The 25,871-nt window shown below is 44.7% G+C and carries 19 protein-coding genes; 12 read left to right on the plus strand and 7 right to left on the minus strand.

Annotated elements, in window-relative coordinates; translation table 11 throughout:
- The first annotated feature begins 143 nt into the window (after window positions 1–143).
- Together CW749_RS09785 and CW749_RS09790 are read left to right on the plus strand one after the other, a co-directional pair.
- Window positions 144–488: a transcriptional regulator gene (locus CW749_RS09785; protein ID WP_101111841.1), complete on the plus strand. Its 345-nt coding sequence runs from the start codon at window positions 144–146 to the stop codon at window positions 486–488.
- Window positions 489–686: 198 nt separating this feature from the next.
- Window positions 687–1,943, plus strand: a complete 1,257-nt coding sequence (locus CW749_RS09790; RefSeq protein ID WP_101111999.1) for an SGNH/GDSL hydrolase family protein — start codon at window positions 687–689, stop codon at window positions 1,941–1,943.
- Window positions 1,944–1,959: 16 nt separating this feature from the next.
- Here the strand turns inward: CW749_RS09790 and CW749_RS09795 are convergent, their stop codons facing one another.
- Window positions 1,960–2,826, minus strand: coding sequence for a LysR family transcriptional regulator (locus CW749_RS09795; protein WP_101111842.1), 867 nt, complete (start codon window positions 2,824–2,826; stop codon window positions 1,960–1,962).
- A 115-nt stretch (window positions 2,827–2,941) separates the two neighbouring features.
- On the opposite strand from CW749_RS09795, the gene CW749_RS09800 reads away from it, so the two are divergent.
- Window positions 2,942–3,601 carry an NAD(P)H-dependent oxidoreductase gene (locus tag CW749_RS09800; RefSeq protein WP_101111843.1) on the plus strand — a complete coding sequence of 220 codons (660 nt, stop codon included), beginning with the start codon at window positions 2,942–2,944 and terminating at the stop codon, window positions 3,599–3,601.
- Window positions 3,602–3,706: 105 nt separating this feature from the next.
- Here CW749_RS09800 and yghU read toward each other — a convergent pair whose 3' ends face one another.
- Window positions 3,707–4,567, minus strand: coding sequence for a glutathione-dependent disulfide-bond oxidoreductase (gene yghU / locus CW749_RS09805; protein ID WP_101111844.1), 861 nt, complete (start codon window positions 4,565–4,567; stop codon window positions 3,707–3,709).
- 455 nt (window positions 4,568–5,022) lie between these two features.
- Here yghU and CW749_RS09810 point away from each other — a divergent pair, with 455 nt between their 5' ends.
- Complete coding sequence (locus tag CW749_RS09810; RefSeq protein ID WP_101111845.1) at window positions 5,023–6,213, plus strand: diaminopropionate ammonia-lyase; 1,191 nt, start codon at window positions 5,023–5,025, stop codon at window positions 6,211–6,213.
- 128 nt (window positions 6,214–6,341) lie between these two features.
- Here CW749_RS09810 and CW749_RS09815 read toward each other — a convergent pair whose 3' ends face one another.
- Window positions 6,342–6,833 carry an Lrp/AsnC family transcriptional regulator gene (locus tag CW749_RS09815; RefSeq protein WP_101111846.1) on the minus strand — a complete coding sequence of 164 codons (492 nt, stop codon included), beginning with the start codon at window positions 6,831–6,833 and terminating at the stop codon, window positions 6,342–6,344.
- A gap of 312 nt (window positions 6,834–7,145) precedes the next feature.
- Here CW749_RS09815 and CW749_RS09820 point away from each other — a divergent pair, with 312 nt between their 5' ends.
- The 6 genes from CW749_RS09820 to CW749_RS09845 all read left to right on the plus strand — a co-directional run bounded on the left by CW749_RS09820 (window position 7,146) and on the right by CW749_RS09845 (window position 13,579).
- The gene (locus tag CW749_RS09820; protein WP_101111847.1) at window positions 7,146–7,913 is read left to right on the plus strand and encodes an Asp/Glu racemase; all 768 of its coding nucleotides are present in this window, start codon (window positions 7,146–7,148) and stop codon (window positions 7,911–7,913) included.
- A gap of 42 nt (window positions 7,914–7,955) precedes the next feature.
- Window positions 7,956–9,149: a M20 aminoacylase family protein gene (locus tag CW749_RS09825; RefSeq protein WP_101111848.1), complete on the plus strand. Its 1,194-nt coding sequence runs from the start codon at window positions 7,956–7,958 to the stop codon at window positions 9,147–9,149.
- A 162-nt stretch (window positions 9,150–9,311) separates the two neighbouring features.
- Window positions 9,312–10,355 (plus strand): TRAP transporter substrate-binding protein DctP, encoded by a 1,044-nt coding sequence (gene dctP / locus CW749_RS09830; protein ID WP_101111849.1) that lies wholly within the window; start codon window positions 9,312–9,314, stop codon window positions 10,353–10,355.
- A 129-nt stretch (window positions 10,356–10,484) separates the two neighbouring features.
- Window positions 10,485–11,027, plus strand: coding sequence for a TRAP transporter small permease (locus CW749_RS09835; RefSeq protein WP_101111850.1), 543 nt, complete (start codon window positions 10,485–10,487; stop codon window positions 11,025–11,027).
- Complete coding sequence (locus CW749_RS09840; protein ID WP_101111851.1) at window positions 11,024–12,367, plus strand: TRAP transporter large permease; 1,344 nt, start codon at window positions 11,024–11,026, stop codon at window positions 12,365–12,367. Before CW749_RS09835 ends, CW749_RS09840 begins: the two co-directional genes overlap by 4 nt.
- A 15-nt stretch (window positions 12,368–12,382) precedes the next feature.
- A complete protein-coding gene (locus CW749_RS09845; protein ID WP_101111852.1) occupies window positions 12,383–13,579 on the plus strand; it encodes a Xaa-Pro peptidase family protein in 1,197 nt (398 codons plus the stop codon).
- 154 nt (window positions 13,580–13,733) lie between these two features.
- Here the strand turns inward: CW749_RS09845 and CW749_RS09850 are convergent, their stop codons facing one another.
- The 3 genes from CW749_RS09850 to CW749_RS09860 form a co-directional block, all read right to left on the minus strand.
- Window positions 13,734–14,369, minus strand: a complete 636-nt coding sequence (locus CW749_RS09850; RefSeq protein WP_101111853.1) for an alternative oxidase — start codon at window positions 14,367–14,369, stop codon at window positions 13,734–13,736.
- A gap of 186 nt (window positions 14,370–14,555) precedes the next feature.
- Complete coding sequence (locus tag CW749_RS09855; RefSeq protein ID WP_101111854.1) at window positions 14,556–16,316, minus strand: sulfite reductase flavoprotein subunit alpha; 1,761 nt, start codon at window positions 16,314–16,316, stop codon at window positions 14,556–14,558.
- 31 nt (window positions 16,317–16,347) lie between these two features.
- Window positions 16,348–21,804: a glutamate synthase-related protein gene (locus tag CW749_RS09860; RefSeq protein ID WP_101111855.1), complete on the minus strand. Its 5,457-nt coding sequence runs from the start codon at window positions 21,802–21,804 to the stop codon at window positions 16,348–16,350.
- 397 nt (window positions 21,805–22,201) lie between these two features.
- On the opposite strand from CW749_RS09860, the gene CW749_RS09865 reads away from it, so the two are divergent.
- A complete protein-coding gene (locus CW749_RS09865) occupies window positions 22,202–22,909 on the plus strand; it encodes a DUF445 domain-containing protein (RefSeq protein ID WP_101111856.1) in 708 nt (235 codons plus the stop codon).
- A gap of 95 nt (window positions 22,910–23,004) precedes the next feature.
- Here CW749_RS09865 and CW749_RS09870 read toward each other — a convergent pair whose 3' ends face one another.
- On the minus strand, window positions 23,005–23,490 hold the full coding sequence (locus tag CW749_RS09870) for an Lrp/AsnC ligand binding domain-containing protein (protein WP_101111857.1): 486 nt from the start codon (window positions 23,488–23,490) through the stop codon (window positions 23,005–23,007).
- Between the two features lie 716 nt (window positions 23,491–24,206).
- On the opposite strand from CW749_RS09870, the gene CW749_RS09875 reads away from it, so the two are divergent.
- Window positions 24,207–25,847 (plus strand): GGDEF domain-containing protein, encoded by a 1,641-nt coding sequence (locus tag CW749_RS09875; RefSeq protein ID WP_101111858.1) that lies wholly within the window; start codon window positions 24,207–24,209, stop codon window positions 25,845–25,847.
- Window positions 25,848–25,871 lie beyond the last annotated feature (24 nt).

The raw sequence follows: 25,871 nt of genomic DNA on the forward strand, positions 1-25,871 counted from the left end.
GCAAAAAGTCACGATATAACAACCTAGAAAATTGAACTGACAATTTCTAACTCTGTTTTGACAAATCCCCCCATCAGCACGGCAAACTTCTTCGCACTTCTGTTCATCGTACTTTAAAACCAATAAATCAATCAGGAATGGCTATGGAGTTTACTCAACAAGACCGCGAAGCACTTTATCAAATCTGGATGTCGCAAAAAGCCAAAATGCGTATGACTCAAATGGAAATCACGAAACGACTCGGGATAAGCCAAATCGATTTTTCCGAGCTTTTAAGAGGAAGCGCGCGGTTAGAGCCGGCTTTTGTTGAACAGTTTTGCAGTCAATTACACGTCGATCCTAAGTCGGTTATCCCTTCATTAAAAAACAACGATAACCCCAGCCAGATTATCTATCTAAAAAGTCGCATTACCGTCGATGGAGAGATCAAAAAAACCTACATTGAAGGTAACCAAGTCATTGTTGAATATGCACATTCTATCGAATAAACAACATCATAGCCCCAGTGGTATCACTTAGAAAAAGCGCCAGCGCTTATGTTAAAGATTAGAATTGAAAATGCGTCTTTTAGCCCAAATTTCGCCAGCATTTGTATTCAACTTTTTAACGTATAGAGATTCGTTCCAATTCAACATTACAATTTAGAGTAAAAACACTAACTCAATTTAATAAGGGAGTTAATGCTTATGCTCAGTTATCTATTACCCGTTATAACCAGTTTTAGTGCAATGCAACCATTCAGTTCACTACTGGACTTAGACGTAACTGCAATACCAGATTCCGTACTTTCTTCTGCGCCTGTTTCTTTCATTTTTGAGCGAGAAAGACCAACTTATGTACGCTGTTGGTATCGAACCAGTCATGCGGAAGAAGACGTTGGCACCGCTTGGGAGTGGGCAAAAAATGAGAATGGCAGCTATCTTGAGCTGGATGGCTATTGGTGGTCTGCGTTTGGTAAACGAAATATGTTCTATACCGACATGCCACAAGAAACCATTCATCAGCATTGTGAACGCACACTCGGAGTGAGTTATAGCAATGCCGATATCATGTTTTATGCCTCCGATAACGACCTTTCCTACAACCACACTATCTGGACCAATGATCATGTGATGCAGCCGAATACCATCAATAAAGTGGTGGTTCTTGGTGATAGCCTATCGGACACCGGTAATATTTTTAACGAATCTGAATGGACATTTCCGAGCCGAGATTCTTGGTATTTGGGGCATTTTTCAAACGGCTTTATTTGGGCTGAATATCTTGCCAAATCTCAGAAATTACCGATGTACAACTGGTCGGTTGGTGGGGCTGCGGGATCGGATCAGTACTTACTGATCAAAGGAGTGAAGGCGCAAGTCGACTCATTCCTTACCTACATGGAAGAAGCCAAAAACTACAAAATCCAGAACACGTTATTCACTCTGGAATTCGGCTTGAACGACTTTATGAATTACGGGCGTGAAGTCTCGGAAGTAAAATCAGATTTTGATTCAGCGATGAATAAGCTCGCCGCTTCAGGGGCAAAGAACATTTTACTGCTGACTCTACCTGATGCGACAAAAGCGCCGCAATTTCAATACAGCACTCAAGAAAACATCAATACAATCCGCAAGAAAATTCTTGAATTCAACGGTTTCATTAAAGAGCGGGCGGCTTATTATCAATCTCAAGGGGTTAACATTACATTGTTTGATGGCTATCAATTGTTTGAAGATGTACTCGCCAACCCACAGCAACATGGGTTCGTGAACACAAACGAACCTTGCTTGAACTTAACGCGTAGCTCTGCTGCCGACTATTTGTATGGGCATGATATTACGAACGATTGCGCCGCCATTGGATCGGATAAATACGTTTTTTGGGATGTCACTCACCCAACAACCGCCATTCACAAATATTTAGCGAAAAGAATTCTTGAAGAAACAAGTATGAATTTTTGATGCTATTGGAGCGAGGCTACCCTCGCTCCTTAAATTGCTTTTGCAACCAATCCACACAATACCTCACCACATGCTTGTCTTTGCTGAACGGGGAAACCCTGAGGTAATAGCTGTACCCTTCAAAAGAAGGTAAATCGGTTCTTTGTTTTAGCCATTGCTGCTTTCTCGAGACTTCGCTCAATACATCACTCACTAATGCTACGCCCTGACCTGCAAGTGCCGCCTGTAATACGTATTGCTCCTGATTAAATTTGTGAGTCACTAAGTCCGATTTCACAAAATATTTCTGCCACGGCACATTAGGTATGTAGGATTCGTCCTCCCACTCCGTCACAAACAGGGTTTTGGGCATATTTTCAGCTCGGTCATCAAAGTTTGCTGGCACATAACACCCCAATTGCTCAGCCCCAAGAAGTACTTCTCCCTCTTCCATCGTTTCTGGCAAACCATAACGCACCGCAATATCAATGCGACGCTCATTGCTAAAATCCACCAGCCTGTCACTGGCGCATATTTCCACTTCCAAATCTGAACGCTTGGCATACAGTTCTGGCAGTTTTGGGGCTAACCATAATGCGGCAAATGATGTACAGCACGAGATAGTGACTCGATTTATTGGTGCCTGAATATCTGAGATGGTGTCTTCTAATTGGGTAAACACATTCTTCGTTGTTTGCGCCAATTTCTTCCCTTCTTCCGTCAACGTCACCGCCCGAACCTTGCGTTCGAAAAGCGTCACGTTCAGTTGAGCTTCTAGGCTTCTAATCTGATGAGAAATAGCCGTCGGTGTTACGTTCAGTACGGTCGCGGCATGTTTAAAGCTTCCATACTGGGCAGCTAAGGAAAACGCTCTTAAATGATTCAAAGATGGGATATTCGCCATACCACTCCAACTCTATAAGTAAAAATTTCTCATCTATAAGTAGTCTTTTCTCGTTTGTCAGAAACTCTCTGCCATTTAAGAATAAACCTACTCCCTAATCATGCAGGACATCAACATGGCAACACTTCTTCACATTGATTCAAGCCCGAGACCTTACTCTCCAAACCAGCAAGCACATCAGTCGCTTTCTCGCCAAATAGCGCATCACTTTGTTTCCGAGTTCAATGACCGACGCCATAATAATCTGATATACCGAGATTTATCAACAAATCCACCACCATTTATAGATGTAGAATGGATCGCTCAAAGCTTTGCAAAACAAGCGGGAAAAGAAGAATACCCAGCATTGGAAACATCCAATGAATTGATAGAAGAAGTTGAGCAAGCCGATGTGATTGTTATCTCATCTCCCATGTACAACTACGGTATGCCCGCGGTTCTAAAAGCATGGTTTGATCAAGTCATAAGGGTGAATAAAACTTTCTCATTTGATTTAGAACGAGGAGAGAACCCTATCGAGCCCATATTGTCTGGAAAGACCGTTGTGCTTTGTACCTCCAGCGGTGAATCGGGCTTTGCCGAAGGAGGGCAAAAGCACCATATGAATCATCTAGGGAAGCACATCAAATTACTAAGCCCTTATCTGGGAGCCAGTCAATTCCACGAAATCACCAGCGAGTATCAAGAATTTGGAGATGAACGCCACAGCCTTTCGTTTGAAGGAGCCAAGAAAGAAGCAAAACAGCTTGCGGCTAGAGTTGCCGCTCAAAAATAAGGCGTAAAAAACAGCTAGAAATAAAAAACCCTTCCAATAATGAAAGGGTTTTCGTCTATCTAGGCTACCTTAGGGTAAAGGTACTCAGGTAGGTGACTTAGCGGATTAGGACGGCTTTTTCGCCAAGACTTCATCGATATCGGCAGCTGAGTGACGTTCTGGTACTTGCTCCCATTCTTCTCCCCACGCGCGGTTAACCATTCGACCGCGTTGCACGGCAGGACGTTGAGAAATGTCTTTTGCCCAGCGTACAAGGTTAGGGTAGCTCTCTACATCTAAAAACTCAGCGGCATCATAGAGAACACCAAGCACAAGATTGCCATACCACGGCCATGTCGCAATATCCGCGATACTGTATTCATCGCCACCTAAGTATTTGTTATTCGCAAGGCGCTTATCCAAGACATCAAGCTGGCGTTTAGCTTCCATAGAAAAACGATTGATTGGGTACTCAAACTTCTCTGGCGCGTAGGCATAGAAATGCCCAAAGCCGCCGCCTAAGTAAGGTGCCGACCCTTGAAGCCAGAAAAGCCAATTCAACGTTTCTGTACGAGCTTTTGCATCTTTAGGTAATAGCTGCCCAAACTTCTCTGCCAAGTAAAGCAAAATACCGCCCGATTCAAATACATTCACAGGCTCACTGCCAGAGCGATCCACCAGCGCTGGGATTTTCGAGTTAGGGTTAACATCAACGAACCCTGAACCAAACTGGTCTCCATCGCCTATTTTGATTAAATACGCATCGTATTCCGCTTCGGTTACACCAAGTGCCAAAAGTTCTTCCAACATTATGGTGACTTTCTGCCCATTTGGGGTGCCCATGGAGTAAAGCTGTAGCGGGTGCTTACCGACTGGCAGCTCCTGTTGATGCCGTGCACCTGAATCTGGTCTGTTAATGCTTGCCCACTGACCGCCATTTTCATCTTCCATCGTCCAAACTTTTGGTGGTGTATATTCGTTTGCCATCTCAATTCCTTATCTGTGTGAGGAGGGGGATTTATCTGAGCCTGAGATCAGCAGACCCTACAACATACATTAGGTCTTTTTTCTCAGTTAAAACCCCTATCGGATATTTTTATTAGAACGATCGGTTATTTATAAATCATTGTTTAGAATAAAGCTAACTCATTAACTTAACCTTTAAAGTATGCACTTACCCCCGAAAAGCACTTAGCCATTTTGAGCACTGACGAGCAAATAATCTCGATGAAACAAGCACATCCGTAGGTTTGAAGAATTTCCGCATCGAGCCGCTTAATTACGCTGAAAAACGTCAATTACTCCTCAAGACTAGACGCTCCCCTGCAAACACGCTTGGTAAACTTTTATTATTGAAAACGACTCGTGTGTCTTTAAAGGTTGGGATTGACCATTCAACCCGAGCTCTAAGTGGGTACACATCTATAAAAGGAAAACCTTCTATGCATTCATTGACCGGGACTCTGACTCATTTCTCGAATCCTAATGCACACCCAGAACGTCTTTATACAGATAAACAGAGGGGCATCCTCAGTGTAAAAAGCGCTCAAGACGCCATTCAAGATATTACTCAGTGGCCTCATTATGCAGTAACTCCTCTTCATGATTTGGACACACTTTCGTCCGACGCTGGTTTGGGTAAGTTGTGGTACAAAGACGAGTCTCAGCGATTTGGATTAAAGAGTTTTAAAGCCTTAGGGGGTGCATACGCCGTTGCGAAACAATTGCAGCAAGTACTGGCTCAGAGGTATGGGAAGACACCGACTATCGCTGAATTGCTGGCTGGCGATTGGAAGTCTGAAATCGCTGAAATTACGGTAAGCTGTGCGACAGATGGGAACCACGGACGCTCTGTGTCTTGGGGAGCCCAAATGTTTGGCTGTGAATGCATCATATACATACATAAAGACGTTTCCGAAGGTCGCAAACTTGCCATGGAATCGTACGGTGCGAAGGTTATTCGCATTGAAGGAAACTATGACGAATCGGTACGCCTAGCCGATTCTGAGGCCAAAGAACACGGTCGCATAATCGTTTCAGACACTTCTTACGAAGGCTACATGGATATACCAAAAGATGTGGCGCTCGGCTATACCGTAATGTTGGCAGAAATTGTGGAACAACTGAAAGGAGAAATCCCAACCCATGTCTTCATCCAAGGTGGGGTGGGTGGGCTTGCCTCTGCCGTATGCGGGTATTTCTGGGACTTATGGGGCACTCAACGTCCACGCTTTTTAATCGTTGAACCCGAACAAGCGAATTGCTTGCAACAGAGTGCCAAAGCAGGAGAACCTGTCACCGTCCATGGCAGCCTAGAAACGTTAATGGCAGGCTTGGCATGCGGTGAAGTCTCCAGTTTGGCGTGGGAAATACTGGCAGAAGGCGCGAATGATTTTCTCACACTCAGCGAAGATGCCATTCCTCAAACAATGAAAATGCTAGCCAGTGGCGAGTCACACAGTGAGAAAATTGAAGCTGGTGAATCCGCTGTACCTGGATTAGCGGCAGCATTAATTGCCCGTTCCGACACTGAGCTGGCGAAAACACTTGAACTGGACAGCAATAGCCGTGTGCTGGTCATAGGTACTGAGGGCGCAACCGACCCTGATCTGTATCAGACGTTAATAAGCTGATTTGTTTACCCAACACACCTTAATTGTCTGTCAATCAATCTAATTATGCGTTCCCCCTAGTGAACTATTATCCCCATACTTTGTGTTCACTAGGGGCTTTTAACCAGATAATGCCAACTCGATGCAAGTTACTCGTTTCCCTCATCGATTGGGATTGTTAACCCTACTTTGACCAAATCCATCACAACATTGGTTTGAAAGCTCTTGATGTTGGCGTTGTCGAAAAAGGCTTCGCGCGTAAACTCGTCATACCCTTCCATATCTTGCGTCGTCACAATCAAAATAAAATCGGAACTGCCTGTCACATAGTAGCACTGCTGAACAGAGCGATTGGTCAGCATTTCCTTTTTAAAGTTATGCATTAGGTCTACGCGTTCACGCTCTAGAGTTACCTGAACAACAAAAGTCATGGCATGACCTAAGGCTTTCGGGTTGATCACTGACACATCCGCTTGAATAACGTTTTGAGCACGCATACGCTTTAATCTTCTTTGTACTGCTGCCGGAGAAAGCCCTACTCTTTCTGCAATTTGATCTGAGGTCGTTCGATTCGATACTTGTACTATATCGAGGATTTTTCGGTCGAAATTATCCACTGAAAGAGTTGGGGGTTGAGCCATTTAAACCATTCCTTTGTTGGTGAGTTCTTAATAAATCACGTCCAGATGCTTGGGCATTTACTCAAATTAGAGCGCTTCAAAGGCATACGTCGTTTGAAGCGATAAGCCTATTCTTTTCCACTCATCACCCAACTAATCTGCTGTTTTTCATCTTGGTAATTCAATGTTCATTTAAAAATACTATAGCGCACAAAATTTGCGGATTTTCCTCATTGTCAGACCAATTTTGAAGGAATTTCATCGATACGCGAAAGGCATTATTGAACTTGTGAAGGAAATGTAAAGAAAACGATACTAACAAGGACGTAACGCATGCTAGTGGATACTATTGCCCCCACACTCCCTTTAGATAACCTTGCTCCATCTGGCAAGATAGGGGTGATTGCTCTCGGTACGGATTTCAATATTGAAAGTGATCTTCGCAAGATTTACCCAAGCGATGTTCAGCCCTTTACAAGCCGAGTAAGAAACGTCAACCCACTCACCATCGACAACTTGCAGAAAATGGCACCGGGTATTAGTGCAGCGGCGGATTCCATACTGCCGGGGACCGCTCTCGATGTAGTTATCTACGCGTGCACTTCTGGAACCGTAGCCATCGGAGAGCAAAAAGTAACGGAATTGATTCACAGCACTCGTCCAAACACGTTGGTCACCAACCCTCTTAGCGCATCCATAAAAGCAATCCAGACTCTAAGAGCAACACGTATTTCGATACTGACTCCTTACACAGAATCCGTGAACCACGCCATAGCAACCCATTATTCTGAAAACGGTTTTGATGTATTGAACGTGGCTGGATTTGGCTTTGACGATGACACACAAATGACCTTTATCTCCCCTAAAGATATTGCTCAAGCAGCCTTAAGTACGTGCCACTCAGATGCCGAGTTACTGTTTATTTCGTGTACTGCACTGCGCGCTAGCGGCGTTATAGAGCAAATTGAACAAGAACTGGGTAAACCCGTCGTAACCAGCAATCAAGCTTTGGCATGGCACTCTTTGACCTTAATGCACTACCCCAACTCGCTATCTGGGTTTGGTGTGCTGCTGTCTGAGCATTTGGGAAGAAATACATGAACCACAGCTTTTTTATCCAATTACACACTTTGGAGCTTTGTAATGAATTCATTATTTAACTCGGTGAACCATCCATTATCCGAACAGTTGATTCGCAATATGGAGGAATGGCGGAAACACATGCACCGTTTCCCTGAATGCGGTTTCGAAGTAGACAGCACGGCACAATTCATTGCCGACAAACTTCAGAGTTTTGGCATTGAAGTCGTCATGAATATCGGGAAAAGCGGACTAGTAGGAATCTTGAAGCATGGCACCAGCAGCGCAAGTATTGGCTTGAGAGCGGATATGGATGCACTGCACATTCACGAGCAAAACACTTTTGACCATTGTTCCCAGCACCCAGGAAAAATGCACGCCTGCGGTCATGATGGGCACTCCGCTATGTTGCTTGGTGCAGCTGTCTATTTAGCTGAGAATCCTAATTTTGATGGCACCGTTTATTTTATCTTTCAGCCCGACGAAGAACACGGATGTGGTGCGCAGGCAATGATAGATGATGGATTATTTGAGCGATTTTCTATTGACGAAGTGTATGGCATTCACAATTTCCCAGGGTTAGCAGAAGGCAAGCTAATGGTGCGTTCTGGTTCGTTAATGGCCAGCGAAAGTTGCTTTCATATCACCATAAAAGGCATAGGTGGCCATGCCGCATTACCTCATCAGGGGGTGGATCCTATCGTTGTCGGAGCCCAAGTTGTTTTGGGGCTGCAAACCATTGTTTCACGTAACCTTAACGCCATTAGTGACACAGCCGTTATCTCTGTCACCGAGTTCATCACCGACGGTACTGTCAATGTCATCCCAAATGAAGTTCAGATTAAAGGCGACTGCCGCTGTTTCACCGAATCCACCTTGATTCAAATTGAAACGAGTATGGAACGAATAGTGAAGGGAATTTGTGGTGCGGCTGGCGCGACATACCAATGCGAGTTCATCAATACTTTCTATCCGACGGTGAACAGCGCGGAACAAACGGAATACTCGGTACTTGCCGCGCAGCAAATACTCGGCAAATCAAACGTTGAAGCTAACTGTGAGCCACTGACCATTTCAGAAGATTTTTCAAGCATGCTGCGCGTTAAGCCCGGTTGCTATGTGCTGCTCGGAAATGGTGTCGACTCTGTAGGCGGTTGTGCATTACACAACCCAAAATACGACTTCAATGACCGGATATTGCCTTACGGGACAAGCTACTGGGTCCAACTAGTGTGTAACCGACTACGCGCAAAGTAATCATAAAGATTAGATAACCCATTAGGAGTAACGGATTAATCAAAAAGTAAATAAGCAGAAGAAAACTCCTGTTCGAAGCAAAAAGACATACCCAAGTGATTTCCCTAAAGCTCTGAAAATGAGCGAGTGGATTTAGGATTAAGACAAACAAGGAAGAACAAGATGAAACGACTAAGCGTGGCGCTATTGAGTTTAGGCATGATATTTGGTGTTCATGCCGAAACTTGGAAGTTTGCATCAGAAGAAGACAAAACGGATGTCCAAGATATATACGCGCAAAAATTTGCAGAGGTTATAAAAAAAGAATCCGATGGCGATATTAGGGTTCGTATTTATTACTACGGTCAACTGGGTACAGAAAATGACATTGTCGAGCTAGCGGCAAAAGGCACCATTCAATTTGTTTCGGTGGGTGCGGGTCATTTGGGGTCTTATGTACCCGAAGTGCAAGCCGTCAGTTTGCCTTATGTTTTGGGTACTAACGAGAAAGTCACGCATAAGGTACTGACTCAAAGTTCAACTATTTACAATGAGTTAGCGGAGAAATTTGAAAACGTAAATTTGAAGCTGCTGTCTATGATGTCTGAAGGTGAAATGGTTTGGGGGAGCAATAAGCCAATTCGCACACCAGAAGATTTTGCCGATCAGAAAATACGCACATTCACATCAACCATTCCGGTTGAAACGTATAAAACCTTTGGTGCCACCCCGACTCCACTTTCTTGGGGTGAAGTTTATGGTTCACTTCAACTGAAAACCATTGATGGGATGGTTAACCCCATTTATTTCATTTACAACGCCAAATGGCACGAAGTGCAAGACTACTTGATGTTCCCAGGCCAACAGCCTTATGTCAGTACCGTTTCAACAAACAGTAAATGGTACAACAAGCTGTCAGCGCAAAAGAAAGCCATGGTTGATAAAGCGATCAAGGCTGCGGATAAAGCTGCCTATGACTATCAAATTAAGATCAACAAAGAGAACATGGACAAAATCCTCAAGGAACGTCCAGACATTCAAGTTGTTGTTTTAAATGATGAAGAGCGCAAACGTTTTAAAGCACTTAGCCTACACCTCTACAGTACCTTCTACGACGTAGTGGAAAATGCCTACCCAGCATCAGAAAAAGCCGTCGCACGTGCGGGAGCAGAGAAGATTCTTAAAAGCTTATTAAAAGAGGTCGAAGTCGCCACCGTGACTCAATAAGTTTCAAACCGAGATCGCAGCGCCGCCCTTGTTGAATTTTGTCTGATGCTTATCGTCAGCTTAAACCACTGAACTCAATGGCGGCGTTGGGATGAGAAGTACAACGCTCTTGACTGCGAAATGTTTACTATGAAAAAGCTGCTTTCCACTCTAAGTGAATTAACGGAAAAACTGGAACGATACCTGATCATGTTCGCGATTCTCGCCATTATGATCAACTCTACCGCAAACGCCATCGGGCGCTATGCCTTCAGCAAAAGCCTTTTCTTTTCAGAAGAACTCAACCAATTCTTGATTGTTGTCGTCACCTTCGTGGGTTTTGCTTATGCCGTACGTAAAGGTAGAAACATTCGAATGACCGCTATATACGATTCTCTCAGTACAAAAGCACAGAAACGTATGACGATGTTCATCGCCCTTATCACTTCTTTTCTGATGTTTTACCTTGCTTACTTGGCGTTTTTCTACGTCATAGAGCTCAAACAAATCAACCGCTTGAGTCCATCACTGCAAATCCCTGTGTATTGGGTCTATGCCATTATCCCTATCGGGTTTGCCATTGCAGGTCTGCAATACGCGATGAGTTTTATCATGAACCTATTACACCCGGAGATTTACGTTTCTTACGATGTAATTGAAAACAAAAACAAAGCGGCGGGTGAAACACAATGAATGAATTGACACAGTTAGTTTCCGACATCATATCGGGAGAACCGGATATCTATGTCATCACCATCACGTTGGTACTTGTGATGGTCATCCTTTTGTTTCTAAGCTTCCCAATGATAGTTCCTTTGTCTATCGGTGCTCTTATTGGTCTTTTGCATTTTTCTTTGGTTGAACCCGACGTCATCATTCAACAAATGGTTACGGGGATTTCACCCAATGCACTGATCGCTGTTCCAATGTTTATTTTGGCCGCCGATATCATGACCCGTGGGCATACTGCCCATAACTTACTGGGGCTGATACAGGCTTTTTTTGGTCACTTACGCGGTGGGCTCCCCATTACTACCTGCATAAGCTGCACGCTATTTGGGTCAGTTTCAGGCTCTACACAAGCCACCGTCGTTTCGGTTGGGCAAATTATGCGCCCTAAACTGTTGCAGGCTGGGTACAAAGACAGCTTTGTGATGGCGCTCATTATCAATGCCAGTGACATCGCCTTTTTGATTCCGCCTAGCATTGGTCTGATTCTGTATGGCACGCTTGCAAACGCCAGTGTCGGAGAACTGTTTATCGCGGGTATCGGTCCTGGAATTGTGCTCGCTACTTTGTTTTCTCTCTACAGTTACCTTTACAGCATAAAACACAGCAAAACCATCACGTTAGTCGACAAAGCAACAACCTTGGAAAAAATCGAAGCGATCAAACAAGCCCTATTACCTTTAGGTTTTCCTGCTTTGATCATTGGTGGTATTTACTCTGGTATTGTCACCCCAACCGAAGCGGCTTCATTTGCCGTTCTCTACGCAATTTTGGTGGAATGCATTTGCTACCGAAAGCTCAATGTTAAAGACATATGTGATGCTGCATTAAGCACAGGGCTCATAACAGCAGTTGTCTTTGTCCTTGTCGGCATTGGTCAATCTTTTTCATGGTACATATCATTCGAACAGATCCCGCAAGAATTGCTGTCTCCACTCAATCTAGACAACGCCTCACCGGAATACATCTTGTTTGTTATTGCTTTAGCCTTTTTCGTTGGCTGCATGTTTGTTGATTCGCTGGTAGTGCTTTTAATCCTGACGCCAATATTTAGCCCAATCGTCGATGCAGCTGGCATCGACCCTATATTGGTTGGGGTGATGGTGACGCTGCAAATGGCGATTGGCTCGGCTACCCCCCCATTTGGATGCGATATTTTTACCGCCATTGCTATATTTGAAAAACCATACCTTCAGGTAATACGTGGCACTCTGCCGTTCTTTTTGATCTTGTTATTGATGTCAGCACTTCTGATATTTTTCCCAGAGATCGCACTGTTTCCAAGAGATTTTCTTTTCCAGTAAAAACTAGGAACCCTGATGACAAAGACACCAATGACTCCTCCCAAAAGAGGCTTTGAAATAGAAGAGTTTGAACGCAGAACTGAGAATTTGCAGCGAAAAATGCGTCGACAAAAGATCGATGTGGTTTTTTTCACAACAGAACCGGAATTTCGTTACTTCAGCGGTTTTAAATCCCAATTCTGGGAGAGCCCAACAAGACCGTGGTTTCTGGTTATACCGTTAGAAGGAAAGCCCATCGCTGTTGTGCCGCAAATTGGTGTCGCAGGGTTTACAGAAACCTGGATAGAGGATGTGCGAAGCTGGTCATCCCCCAGACCTGAGGATGATGGCATCACGCTACTCGCTGACACACTGTCCTCATACAGCAAAAATTTTTCTCGCATAGGTGCCATGTTAGGTGAAGAAACACATCTTCGTATGCCCATCGCCAATTATGAAACCCTGATAAATTATCTTTCCAGCCATGATGTTGTTGATGTTTCTTCAATGATAAGAGAATTACGCAACATTAAATCCGCGGCAGAAATTGAAAAGGTTCGCTTTGCCTGTCAAGCTACTGCTGCTGGGTTTGAGTATCTTAAAGAGCACTTATCGCTGGGTATGACAGAGCGGGAAGCATGCAAACTCATGTACCTCGAAATGCTTAAACTTGGCGCAGACACCTGCCCATACCTTATTTCTGCTTCAGGGCAAGGTGGATACAACAACATCATTATGGGGCCATCGGATAGGATACTCACTCACGGAGATGTGTTGATCATCGATACCGGTGCAAACTTTGATGGCTACTTTAGCGACTTTGACCGGAATTATGCGTTGGGCGGTGTCACGCCAGAAACTCAACACGCTTATGATGCCGTATATCGCGCTACGGAAGCCGGTCTCAAACTCGCCTCTCCCGGATGTACAACCGGTGATTTATGGCAAATAATGTGGTCGGTGCTCAAAAAAGCGGGGGCGATTGGGAACGATGTCGGGCGAATGGGACACGGCTTAGGGATGCAGCTCACTGAATGGCCATCGCTCATTCCAAATGGAAACGTGGTTTTGGAACCAGGAATGATTATCACACTGGAGCCAGGAATGACTTATGGTAACGGACAAGTGATGGTTCATGAAGAAAACATAGTCATCACAGAAGATGGCTGCGAGCTCCTCAATCCACGTGCATGGTCAACCATTCCGGTCGTGGGTGTCACAGATAGCAAATGATAGATTGTTGCGAACACATATAAACAGAAAGTTGATCAGCGAAGATTCCTTTGCTCACAGTATAGTCTTCAAAGGACTAATACGACTCAGGGTAAAAGGTTAGAAACCAAGGCTGTCGCCAGCTTTAAAAGAGCAAGCTGGCGAGTTGTCGATATTAATTCTGGTGTGCTGGTAAATCTTGTTTTTCGTAAGCGTCAGCGAATGAATGGTTGCGATCGCGGTGTTTGGCTTCATCATTACGAATCTGCAAAATCACGTCTCGTAGCATCGCGTCGCTAGGTAATTGGTAGTAATCAATAGCGATTTTCGGTGCTGGCACATTCTCGACTTCACCATCGTCAATTTTACCCAGATACTCGGTATAACTTTTACACGCTTCTTCCTCAAAATACCCGACCACTCGATGCGCAATCTTAGATGAAAGCAAGTAAATCAAGCTGTAAACAACAATGAAGGTGCCCTGACCAAGCAGCACTAACGCTCGTTCAACCCAACTGGGTTTCGCAATATCCAAAAAAATCATCAGGTGCATGCGCTCATTTTCGGCTTCATCCAGCAATTCTCGGATCCAGCCTTCATCATCTTTCATACGCCTTAGGGCTTTCATATGGTTAAACATACCAGCAACCATGCCAGGTACTGCGGCGATGGTTTCTAAGATCACTGCTCGTTTCGCGTATTTCTTCCCGTAGAAAATATTGAGGGTAAATTTTAGAAATTGCGTAATACGATACGCAACACGTTCAGAAAATTTGCTCGTAGAACGATGCGTTAATTTGAAATCTGACATGAGCTTTACCTTTTTATTTAAAGATGCATTTAAAATACACCTTTAAAATAAAACCTTCAATATTTTTTAGATCTTTAAACTATTTTTAAAATTTCATTTAGGAATAATGGGACACAAAGAAAAGTCAGAGGAATAAAAAAGCCATGGCGAACCATGGCTTTGAATGACATTTAAGCTTAGAAAAGCTTAATACACGTCGCGCACGTAGCGTTTCTGCTTTTTAAGCTGGTTAACGTAAGCTTCAGCTTCTTCTTTGGACTTGTTGCCGTGAACTTCTATGACTTCGTGCAGCGCTTTATCTACATCTTTTGCCATGTAGTAAGCGTCGCCACACACGAAGAAGTAACCACCGCGTTCTAGCCACTCATACAAGTCAGCGCCACTTTCACGCATTTTATCCTGCACATAGATTTTTTCTGCTTGGTCACGCGAGAATGCCAGATCTAGTTTAGTGAGTACTCCCTTACTTTGAAGTGCCTCTAGCTCTTCTTGATAGATAAAGTCTGTTGAACCGTTTCTATCACCAAAGATCAGCCAGTTGTCGCCTGGAGAAGCTTGAACCTCACGCTCTTCAAGGAAAGCTCGGAAAGGCGCGATACCCGTTCCTGGACCCACCATGATCATTGGCGCTTTGTCGTCTTCAGGTACAGCGAAGTTCTTGTTAGGAGCAAAGTAGCAAGGCACTACATCCCCCTCTTCCACCAAGTCTGCTAACCATGTTGAACATGTGCCGTTGTAGTCACGCTCGCCATTTTGATATCGCACACTACCAATGGTTAGGTGCACTTCATCTGCGTGCTTGTTCAAGCTCGATGAAATGGAGTAAGCGCGTGGTGCAATAGGCTTAAGCAGCGATAAAATTTCTGCCAGCGATAACGTCACGCTTGGATATTGGCGCAACAAATCAAGAATGTCTTTCCCCCAAAGGAAGTCGTTCAAGCCTTTGCTGTCTTCGTTTCCGATTAAAGCGATCAATTTATGGTCGCTGGCACTTTCAGCCAAGGCTTTAACAAACTCTTTCGACGGAGTTCGAATATCCAAATGCGAGGTAAAGATTTCACGTAAACTGAAGTTGTCGCCATTCCACGACGGTTTTTCATCTCCACTAAACTGGAAATGCTCTAGGAACGCTTGAACCAGTTCAGGCTGGTTTTGAGAGATTACATTTAGGGCGTCACCAGCCTTATAGAACTCACCGCTCCCTTCCAACGAGATTTCGTAATGTACGATTTCTTTGCTAGAACCTTCTTTGTTCAGCACACGCTTGTGTTTCAGCGTTGCTTGCAGTGGTTGTTTACGGCTGTACTTCGACTTAGCCTTTGGGGCGCTGCCCCCTTGAGCAACGGTGGCTTCACCGTCATCACCTTTGTCTGCGATACCCGGCAGAGTGGCAATCATCCACTCTTCAGCAGGTTGTTCAAAATCGATGTCGCAATCAACACGAGCCGTAACACGCGTTGCGCCAAGTTCTTCAAGGCGCTCATCCCAAAGTTTACCTGCGAGGCAGAACTCATCGTAACTGGTGTCGCCCAGCGCCAATATTGAGAAGAAGGTGCCGTCCAATTTAGGCGCATGTTCATCAGACATGGTTTGCCAGAGTGACTCAGCATTATCGGGCATTTCACCCTCACCATAGGTACTGGTTACAATCAGGATACGAGAAGATTTAACGAAGATTTGTGCATCGACGTCATCCATATCGTATACCGTGGCTGTCATGCCATATTCTTTGGCTTTTTCTGCCGTATCGTAAGCAACGGCTTCTGCGTTACCAGTTTGAGAACCATAAAGAATCGTCAGTGCTTTAACCTGAGGCTTGGATTCCGCGTGTACCACGGACTCTTCTTTAACCAGCAGGCGTGAGTGCAATCCAGAAAAGAAGCCCGCCAACCAGGTCTTCTGATCGTCGTTAAACGGAATGTCTTGAGGCAAATAAGGTACTTTCATTTTTCTTCCTACTTTGAAATCGGTGCCTTCCCTAGGCAGTTTGGGCTTCTATAACTTGCTGAGCTTTTTGTTCTTCAATATCGTCTCGAATTACATCGGCAAAAACGTGGCAGTAAAGCGTCGCTGTGCGTAATGACACCGCTTCGATCTCAACCATTTGTTTGCTTATGTCTTTCTCTCGCGCCAATATCCAGACTGAAGTACCACGCGAATGAGTATCCCAGACGTCACGACGTGCCAAAGACGTTTTGTAGTCTTGCACTCGTTTAGCCGCCAGTAATACAGCCAATTCGTCATCGCGATAGTTCGATATGGCTTCCTTGATATCTTTCAGCAACGCATCCAACAGTTTTTTGTCACGAAGCTCGAATAAGCGTTTCACTGCACGAGACTGCTCTACTTCACCTTCAAACTGACCTTTTACCAATTGATGCGCTCGGTGAAGCACACCGCTTTGCGTCAATAAATCACAAATCAATGGCGTATCCATATCGCCATACTGTGGGCTGAAACCACGTGACAAGGCTTCATTTCCTTCATAAGCAAAATGCACTTGCTCAATTAAGCGATTCGCCTCTCCTTGGATCAATTCTTCCAGCATTTTCTTACGTGAATTGGTCTCAAGAATGCTCTCAGGATGCTGACTCTGCGTTAATGCAAGTGGAAGCACCAACGTGAACAACGTTCGGCTTGTCGCCCAGTCGTCCAAAATGGCTTGCGCTTTTTCAGATTGAGTAAATCGAACGTGCTGCTCTAAGTGCCATTTCAATGCTTCTTCGTAGCCTTCATCGTGCTCGATGAGCGGCAAGGCTAAGACGGAATCTTTGCTGCAACGCTGCGCAAACGCACCATCAACATCGTATTGATAAGCAAGACCACCAGACATACCGTTACCAAAACCTTTACCGTATTCGCCAAGGTTAATAACGGAACCATTTGTCATGTATTCACAACAAAAATCACCAACGCCTTCTACAACAGCAATCGCCCCGGAGTTACGCACGGCAAATCGGTCGCCCGCTTCGCCTTGAATAAAGGCTTGACCACCTGTTGCACCAAACAAGGCAAAGTTACCGATAAGCACATTATTGCCTGCCGACATATCGTTTCCGCCCGGAGAGCGAACCACGATATGACCACCACTGGAACCCTTACCGACACCATCATTACATGTGCCGACATGTTCCATCACCAAACCGGAGTTATTGAACGCACCGTAGCTCTGACCTGCGCTACCGTGGGTGCGGACCACAATGGATTCAGCATCAAGGTAACGACGACCATTGCCAGCTGTGAACACGGCTGGGTGCTTTTCTCCAACATTTTCATAGTTCAACGCACGTTCAATATCGATTGAAAGCTGACCACCCGTCGATTTGTTGCGGTTGTTGAGTTTTGTTCCTGCTAATTCAATGTTCAGAAGCTCTGAATTGAAGTACTCACTGAGCAGTTTTTCGATGTATGCGTCATCTGGCGTGAAGTCTGCTTCCAAGTAAACAGGGCGAGGCACTCTAACGTGCTCCACTTCGCGAAGAAGCCCTGTCACATCCAATCGACCAACAATGCTGTGGTGATTCGCAAGATGCAGAAGTTCTGTCTTACCGCGGATATCACGCAGGCTGCTATAGCCCAAGCTTGCCAGAATCTCGCGAACTTCATGCGCAACGTTTAGGAAATACTGCGCTAGCGCTCGTGGATCGCCCTGATAGAGCTCTGGGTTCGTTGTCAGACCCGCTGGGCACTTGATGTTACAGTTCTTCGCCATAACGCATTTAAGCATCATCAGCGCCGTTGTACCGAATTCGAACGAGTCACCGCCCATAATCGCAGACTTGATGACATCCGTACCCGTTTGGTGTGCGTTGGAACAACGAAGCGTCACTTTGTCTCGCAAGCCGTTCTCGCTGAGCGACTGATGCACTTCTGCAATGCCGATTTCTGCCGCACGACCTGTATTTTTCAAACTGGTTACTGCGGCGGCACCTGTACCACCAGTGTTACCTGCGACGTTGATGACATCCGCACCCGCTTTCGCAACACCCACCGCGATCGTACCGATACCTTCGGATGACACCAACTTAACGATAACGCGAACACGCGCTGCTTTTGCATCGTGAATAAGCTGACCAAGATCTTCAATCGAATAAGTATCATGGTGTGGTGGTGGGCTCACCAATTCCACACCCGGTGTACCACCACGCGCCGCCGCAATTTCTACGGTGACCTTTGGTGATGGTAGCTGACCACCTTCGCCAGGTTTCGCACCTTGCGCGATTTTGATTTCAATCTCTTCAAGCTGTGGATCGGCAAGGTAACCTACCCAAACACCAAATCGACCCGATGCAAACTGCTTGATCTTGCTCGACTTGATGCTGTTGAAACGGCTTGAGTGTTCACCGCCTTCACCGGAGTTACTCATAGCACCCGCTATATTGGTGCCTTGCGCAACAGCCATGTGAGCATTGGAGTTAAGCGCACCGTGACTCATCGCGCCCGATGCAAATGTAGGCGTAATGAGATGTGCAGGCTCGACGTCGTCCAATGCTATAGGGGATTTTGCTTTTTGAATCTTCCCAATGAACTCTGCGTATTTAGGTGCGAGAACCACATCCACTTTGTCTTGGTGAAGGAACAACTGTTCAACGTGATCTGCCCAACAGGTTTGCATCGCTTCTGCAAACGTAGAGAGGTTATCGGTGTTGTCCAAACGGAAAGTAAACGCACGGTCTTGGCGCGATACACTCTCAATAGAAATGCCGCCCCACAAATAATTGACGTTGCCATCCAAATGGAAACGGTCGAGAAGATGCGAAAATGCTTCTACGGTGTTGGCTTTGGAGAAATCCAGTGGCAGCAGCAAGATATCGCGAAGAGCCGCAGGTCGAGCGCTACGTTCCTGATACAGGTTGTCGATGAACGCTTGATAAGACGGCGTAATGTCAAATTCGTCAATCTGTTCTGGGCTGCGTTTTTCGTAACCTTTGTCTTTGTACGCAATGTCTTCACTGGCAAATTGATTGGTCTTGTCCATTGCCAGTTCGGCTTGATCGGCGTAACTGACAGGCTCTTGAGTCATGTTGATGTATTCGCGAACCGCTGTGTTACCAAAGCTGTGACCCGCGCCATCTTGTCGCTCTTTAAACAAACCAAGAAGTGGAATCTGATTCTCTTCATTGATGGCAAGCGCTTTAAAGTGCCACTTAGCAGAACTCCAAGCCAGATCTTCAAACCTTGCCCCACCCACAGGCGAGCTGATGTTCGGGAAATAATGCTTCAAACAATCGGAATCGGAATCTAAGAAGTTTGATTCGAAAAACTCGCCACCGATGTAACTTTCAGCAGTACACAGACCAAACTTACCCATGGTCTTCATGAGTGATTTTTCGACTGCTTTTTGGAAATGCTTAAGACCCGCTTCAACCGTTTGATTGGTCGATAACGTTTGAGCACGATAGAACACAGAAATAGGGCAAACAGCCGATGAGCCAAACCCAAGAAGGCAGGCTATATCGTGGCTACTTGCCGCCTGCCCTGTGAGGTAAACAATACTGGTGTCGAATCTCAGACCTTGTTTGATCAACCTTTGGTTAGCCGCGGCAGCCATTAAAATGGCAGGCAGAGCGGCTTTGTCTTTGCTGATGTTCTTATCGCTGAGCAAAACAATACCGCAGCGACGACGAGCCGCTTCTTCAATTTGGTCACAAAGCGCGTTAATCGCTTCTTCTACTCGCTTGGCGTTGTCTTCGCGGCTATTCAGTGTCGGAGTGTACAGCGTATCGAACGTTGCGACCTCTATACGATCTTGTTCAAGAATTTGCTCCAGCTGTTGTGGCTGCAACACGGGTGATTGCAAAACAAGCTGAACGGTATCTTGAGGGCTGAAACCTGGCTTAGCGCCTAAGGCAACGCGCAAGGTCATACCGTCCGATTCACGCAGCGAATCCAAAGGCGGGTTGGTTACCTGAGCAAAACGCTGACTGAAGTATTTGGACATGCCGCCTTCTTCATCGGTCAAAACGTTTGGCGCCAAGCCAAAGCCCATGGCAGAGATTTTCTCCGCTCCATTTTCGATCATAGGATCGAGGAAGAATTTGAAGCTCTCTTGGTTTAATGAATAAGCAACGTGGCGGCTGTAGGTACTGAAATTATTGTTTTCTTTAACCGCGTCAAGGGATACGGGTTCAATATCGTTCAGCGTGATTCTTGCCGACTCTAACAATGCCGAATAATTACGCTCTTTCGCGAGCGTTTCTAAAATTTCTTTGGTTTCGTAGCTATTGCCAGTGGAGTGATCGAAGTAAATCATGCCACCAGCTTGAATACGCCCATAACGAATCACATCTTCTGGTGGAAAATCAATTTGACCAGATTCACTCATCACCGCGAGATAGCGGTTGGTTTCAACACTACGAAGCGGACGCAGACCCAATCGGTCTAGACGCGCACCCACTTTCTCTCCATCGGAGAAAATCAGTGCGGCAGGTCCATCATTTTTTTCTTCGGACAAACTGAAGTATTCCAGCATGTCTCGTACTTCTTGCGAAATCGATTCGTCGTTTTCCCAAGCAGGCGGCATCATCGCCAACACCGCTGTTACGATGTCCATGCGATCTTCAACAACGCGTCTAGCCAACGTTTGGTCAAGGCGGGCTGAGTCCGATTGTCCTTTCGGGAAAATCACTTTTTTGTGCTGCTGACGCGCTATCGCATCTTCGCTTAGGCGGTTTTTCTTATCGGTATTAAGTTCACCATTATGCGCCATACGACGAAACGGCTGCGCCATCATGGTGGCGGGTGCGGTATTCGTCGAAAAACGGGTATGGAAAAACAAAGTGGTAACGTGATGCTCTGGGTGCGTAAGATCCGCAAAATAAGGCACGACTTCACCTGAGTTTAAGCGCCCTTTGTACACCTGAGTGCGCGAACTCATTGAAAGTGGGTAAAACCCTTCAAATTCAGAATCGGTAAAACCGATCGATTCAAGTTCTGAAAGCGCAGCGTTAATCTGGTCTTCAAACGATTGTGCGTCTGGCTGATTATCGCCTCGTAAAAAAACCACCTGTTGAATGGCTTGCTGAACTTTTTGCGACGCTTCATTGACTGCTTCAGGGTTAACGGGCACTTCGCGCCACAATTCAACCTTCAATGAATACTTGTAAAGCGTCTCTAGAATAAGTGATTTAGCCGACTCAAATTGCGCAGAGTCGAATGGGAAAAAAAAGTTTGCGACACCAAATTCGTCTTTTTCAAGCGTTGGTTCGTTTAACAGAAAGCGGTAAAAGTTCACGGATAAGTCGATGTTAACACCGGCACCATCACCAATACCCTCGGCATTCATACCGCCACGATGTGGAATAGTGCATAAAGCTTCATGGGCAAGGGCAAGAAGCTGATGAGTCTGCTCCCCCGTTTTATCCGTGATGAAACCCACCCCACAGCTTGAGTGTTCATGCTCGCGATCATACAGCGAGCGAGATTCCTGATTCATTCGATCATTTCCTTGATTGCTTGCAGCTATTAGCTCTGCAGGTCCTTTGGCATGTATCGCTACAGTACCGAAGCCTTTATCCAGTGTATTGTGAGCAAACCAATCCTGTTTAACTCACACAAATAGAAATGATAATAATTATCATGCGTAGTGCTGTAAGGCAAGTTTTCTGTGATTGAGATCGCTAAAAATTATTCGTCAAATTCCTAGTGATAGTTGAATGAGTATGCGTTCTGATTGAATTTAAGGCGGTTTTTCTAATTGAGCTGACCACAAAACTTGTTTAGGGTGTACTGGTGAGTTTGAAAAAGATGAATACAAAGAGGTTATTTAGGTATTCAAGTCACATTATGATGTTGCTAGAATCGCGAAAATTTTTCATAAGACAAGAGTAATGATGAATAAAAGTGTTGTCACTAATTTGCTAGCGCTTGGTCTGCTGGCAGTCGGATACCAATTGGACAATCAAATTGCACTGTATGCAGGTGTATTTGCTTTTTCAGGTGCAATAACCAATTGGTTGGCCGTACATATGTTGTTTGAAAAAGTCCCTGGTCTCTATGGGTCAGGTGTCATTCCTGCAAGATTCGAGGAATTTAAGTCTGCCATTAAGAACTTGATGATGGCGGAATTCTTTACCAATGAAAACATTGATCGCTTCTTGAGCAACGAAATGTCTGGAGGTCAGTCGTTGGATCTTCAGCCTGTCATCGAGTCCATCGACTTCGAGCCAACTTTTGAGTCTTTGGTAGAGGTTATCGCCAATTCTCAGTTTGGTGGCATGCTTGCGATGTTCGGTGGAACCGATGCATTGCAGCCTCTAAAACAACCTTTTGTCGAAAAAATGCAGCAATCTGTTGTTCAAATAAGCCAAAGTGATGCCGTTAAGGCAGCATTAAAAACGCAGTTAGAGCAGCCTGGTATGATCGATGAAATTCAGAATAATATCGAAAACATCATTGACCAACGTTTGAATGAGCTAACACCTCAGCTGGTAAAAAGCATGGTTCAAGATATGATCAAAAATCACCTAGGCTGGCTAGTCGTCTGGGGAGGTGTTTTTGGTGGTCTCATTGGTGTGGTTTCGGCTTTTCTTAGCGTATAACTAAACGCACTTCTATGGTTCGTGCTGTCTGATAGAGTTTATAAGTGATAATTAGGGTCAATGACTCTAATTATCACTCTTAAGGTACGAATCCCCTAAAGCATGGTAATCAAATCCGGGTTCACTCCGAATCCCGTTTTATGCTCTTCAATCACCACTTCACTGCGCGTTTGGATTACTCCTGGAAGCGTGCCCAATTTAGTCGACATGAAGTCTTGATACGCTTTCATATCTTTAACACGCACCTTGATCATGGTGTCAAAATCACCGGAAAGGGAGTAACACTCCTCAATTTCTGGCATTAACTCTACTGCTTTCGCAAATTTTTCGAAGATAGAAAAGCTCGTTTGATCCAAGCGAATATGAATGAAAACTTGGACATCTAGCCCTAATCGCTCAGGACATAGCTCCGCGTGATACCCTTTTATGTACCCTTCTTTTTCCAGTCTTTTTACTCGGTCTGAACATGGGGAGGTTGTAAGGTGCACTTGTTTAGCAAGCTCCACCATGGAGATACGCCCCTTAAGATGAAGAATACGCAGTATTTCGAGATCAATTTTATCCAATGACGAGTGAGGCATAACAACTTCCTAGCAATAATTACAATCCATTAACAGTAAGTATCACTGAGTTTTTAACCACATCCAAGTGGAATTCACTTGGTGGAACCAAAATCACTATACGGTATCACTTTTTGACGTTTTTATTACTATACCCAAGTATCTTGAGGTTACTTGGGTATAAAAGTGGGATTTAAAGAGAAAAGGATAAAAAAAAGCCAACCGCAAAACTGTGCGATTGGCTGATAGATAGTGTGAACAAATAATATTCACTAACAACGTCAGTTGGCTAGGTGACCCTCGGCTTTAAAAGGGTCACAGTTAATAAAGCAAAACTGATGCCAACTTTTTTCAGTATAAAATCGAGTGATTTTGGATAAAAAACTATCGTTTTTGATTTTTTCAATGAAATTGATTTGCAAATTGCGAAATCTCGATTGCATAGTGAGAATGAAACACCTCTAATAACGGTAGATTAACAGCGTAAAACCAGCCTTTGAGCGTATTTTTCCAGAAAACATTTAACGTATTGAATCCTCAAAAGAATTGAAATTCACTTAAACGTTTTATAAATCTCACATACTCTACTCGCAAGTGTGACTACCTTCTCAAAGTTTGATCTGTATTTAAGGAATCGCTGAATTTAACAGGCAGAGTTGCATAGTCACTATGGTTCGTATTGTCACAACCGATTACAATCAGCTAACTTTTGAATTAAGATCACAATACCTTTCTTAATGAGCCGTACTACGTATCATTTTTTCGCTTACCTTACCGCTGCCGTGTGCTCACTCAGCTCAAAGGAAATAGCCGCCTCACCGCAAACCATTAACGTGGGTTTACGTTGGGTTCACCAATTTCAGTTTGCTGGGTATTACGCAGCAATCGATCAGGGCTACTACGCAGAAAAAGGGCTTCACATTAATTTGGTTGAAGGCTCACCGACATTGAATGTCACTGAAGAAGTACTTTCCGGTAAATTGGATTTTGGCGTAGGGAATGGTGAACTTGTTCTTCAGCGTTTAAAAGGAAAACCGCTAGTTGCTATTGCCGCGACTTTTCAATATTCGCCATCTGTATTACTGACTCTTGAGTCTTCGGGCATAAGAACCCCCAAAGATTTGGAAGGTAAACGAATCATGACCTTAAATGGTCAGATGTACCCTTCCTATCTATCAATGTTAACGTCTGTAGGTACGGATGTTTCTACCATTAGGATTCAAAAATCCTCGTTTGATGTACAAGACCTCATTGACGGTAAAGTCGATGCCTTTAATGCCTATTTACCCAATGAACCCTATCTGCTTAAAAAACAAAACATCCGCTTCAATATTCTCAACCCTGGAGCTTATGGCGTCGATTTTTATAGTGACTTTATTTTTACACGCGACTCACTCATCCAGCAAAATCCACAATTGGTGGACCAATTCCGGGAAGCGACACTTCGAGGATGGCGATACGCACTCGATAACCCCGAAGAAATCATTCAGATAATTCAAAGCAAATACAACAACGAAAAGACACTCGACGAATTACGCTACGAAGCACTCGCCATTTCCAATCTCGTGCGTTCCGATCTAGTGGATATTGGCTACATCAATGAAAGCCGAATTGAAAAAATGGCCGCTATATTGATTCAAGAGAATTTGGTCGATGATCTCTACCACTTGGATGGATTGGTGTATCACGCTGAAAAAGAACAAATTGCTGACGCTCAGAAAAAGGTGTTCTGGTTATCACTGGTACTCATTTCACTTACTGGTGTATGCACCATTCTGATGCTTCTAATGCGACGCTTAAAGCAAGAAATGGCCAGCAGAAAAAAAGTCGAAGAACAGCTCCGTCACCTCGCCTCGGTCGATCCTCTCACTAGTCTATACAATCGAAGAATGTTTGCTAGCTTGATGGAAAAAGCCACAAACATCGCTCGTAGAACACAAATACCTTATAGCTTGGTGATTCTCGATATTGACCTATTCAAAGCAATCAATGATAAACATGGACACAACACGGGTGATAAGGTGATCGTGGGCGTTGCCGATACGATAAAAAATGTGGCGAGAAGTTGTGACGTGTGTGCTCGCTTCGGTGGCGAAGAGTTTATTATTCTGTTACCTGACACCGATTTGCGTGGCGCGGCCTCTTTTGCTTCAAGGTTACGAGAAAGAATCAACCATCAACCCTTTTATTCTGAAGACGATCATACCTTTAAAGTTACGTGCTCGTTTGGTGTCGTAGAATGGAACCTGACGATGAGTCTTGATGAACTTATATCAAGAGCAGATGACGCCCTCTACGATGCAAAAAGAAGTGGAAGAGATAAGATTTGCACCTTTCACAACAGTGCTAAAAAAACGTTAGAGCCCATTGAAGCCTAACTTGTTCATTGATTAACTAAACAA

It is taken from the genome of Vibrio sp. vnigr-6D03, assembly GCF_002835515.1.
Lineage (GTDB): Bacteria > Pseudomonadota > Gammaproteobacteria > Enterobacterales > Vibrionaceae > Vibrio > Vibrio penaeicida.

Excerpts from the sequence above, each read along its gene's own strand:
- CW749_RS09825 (WP_101111848.1), top strand. The coding sequence starts at position 7,956 with ATGAATTCATTATTTAACTCGGTGAACCATCCATTATCCGAACAGTTG.
- CW749_RS09850 (WP_101111853.1), bottom strand. The coding sequence starts at position 14,369 with ATGTCAGATTTCAAATTAACGCATCGTTCTACGAGCAAATTTTCTGAA.
- CW749_RS09840 (WP_101111851.1), top strand. The coding sequence starts at position 11,024 with ATGAATGAATTGACACAGTTAGTTTCCGACATCATATCGGGAGAACCG.
- dctP (WP_101111849.1), top strand. The coding sequence starts at position 9,312 with ATGAAACGACTAAGCGTGGCGCTATTGAGTTTAGGCATGATATTTGGT.
- CW749_RS09855 (WP_101111854.1), bottom strand. The coding sequence starts at position 16,316 with ATGAAAGTACCTTATTTGCCTCAAGACATTCCGTTTAACGACGATCAG.
- CW749_RS09800 (WP_101111843.1), top strand. The coding sequence starts at position 2,942 with ATGGCAACACTTCTTCACATTGATTCAAGCCCGAGACCTTACTCTCCA.
- CW749_RS09865 (WP_101111856.1), top strand. The coding sequence starts at position 22,202 with ATGAATAAAAGTGTTGTCACTAATTTGCTAGCGCTTGGTCTGCTGGCA.
- CW749_RS09870 (WP_101111857.1), bottom strand. The coding sequence starts at position 23,490 with ATGCCTCACTCGTCATTGGATAAAATTGATCTCGAAATACTGCGTATT.
- CW749_RS09785 (WP_101111841.1), top strand. The coding sequence starts at position 144 with ATGGAGTTTACTCAACAAGACCGCGAAGCACTTTATCAAATCTGGATG.
- CW749_RS09810 (WP_101111845.1), top strand. The coding sequence starts at position 5,023 with ATGCATTCATTGACCGGGACTCTGACTCATTTCTCGAATCCTAATGCA.
- CW749_RS09875 (WP_101111858.1), top strand. The coding sequence starts at position 24,207 with ATGAGCCGTACTACGTATCATTTTTTCGCTTACCTTACCGCTGCCGTG.
- CW749_RS09835 (WP_101111850.1), top strand. The coding sequence starts at position 10,485 with ATGAAAAAGCTGCTTTCCACTCTAAGTGAATTAACGGAAAAACTGGAA.
- yghU (WP_101111844.1), bottom strand. The coding sequence starts at position 4,567 with ATGGCAAACGAATATACACCACCAAAAGTTTGGACGATGGAAGATGAA.
- CW749_RS09815 (WP_101111846.1), bottom strand. The coding sequence starts at position 6,833 with ATGGCTCAACCCCCAACTCTTTCAGTGGATAATTTCGACCGAAAAATC.
- CW749_RS09845 (WP_101111852.1), top strand. The coding sequence starts at position 12,383 with ATGACAAAGACACCAATGACTCCTCCCAAAAGAGGCTTTGAAATAGAA.
- CW749_RS09820 (WP_101111847.1), top strand. The coding sequence starts at position 7,146 with ATGCTAGTGGATACTATTGCCCCCACACTCCCTTTAGATAACCTTGCT.
- CW749_RS09860 (WP_101111855.1), bottom strand. The coding sequence starts at position 21,804 with ATGAATCAGGAATCTCGCTCGCTGTATGATCGCGAGCATGAACACTCA.
- CW749_RS09790 (WP_101111999.1), top strand. The coding sequence starts at position 687 with ATGCTCAGTTATCTATTACCCGTTATAACCAGTTTTAGTGCAATGCAA.
- CW749_RS09795 (WP_101111842.1), bottom strand. The coding sequence starts at position 2,826 with ATGGCGAATATCCCATCTTTGAATCATTTAAGAGCGTTTTCCTTAGCT.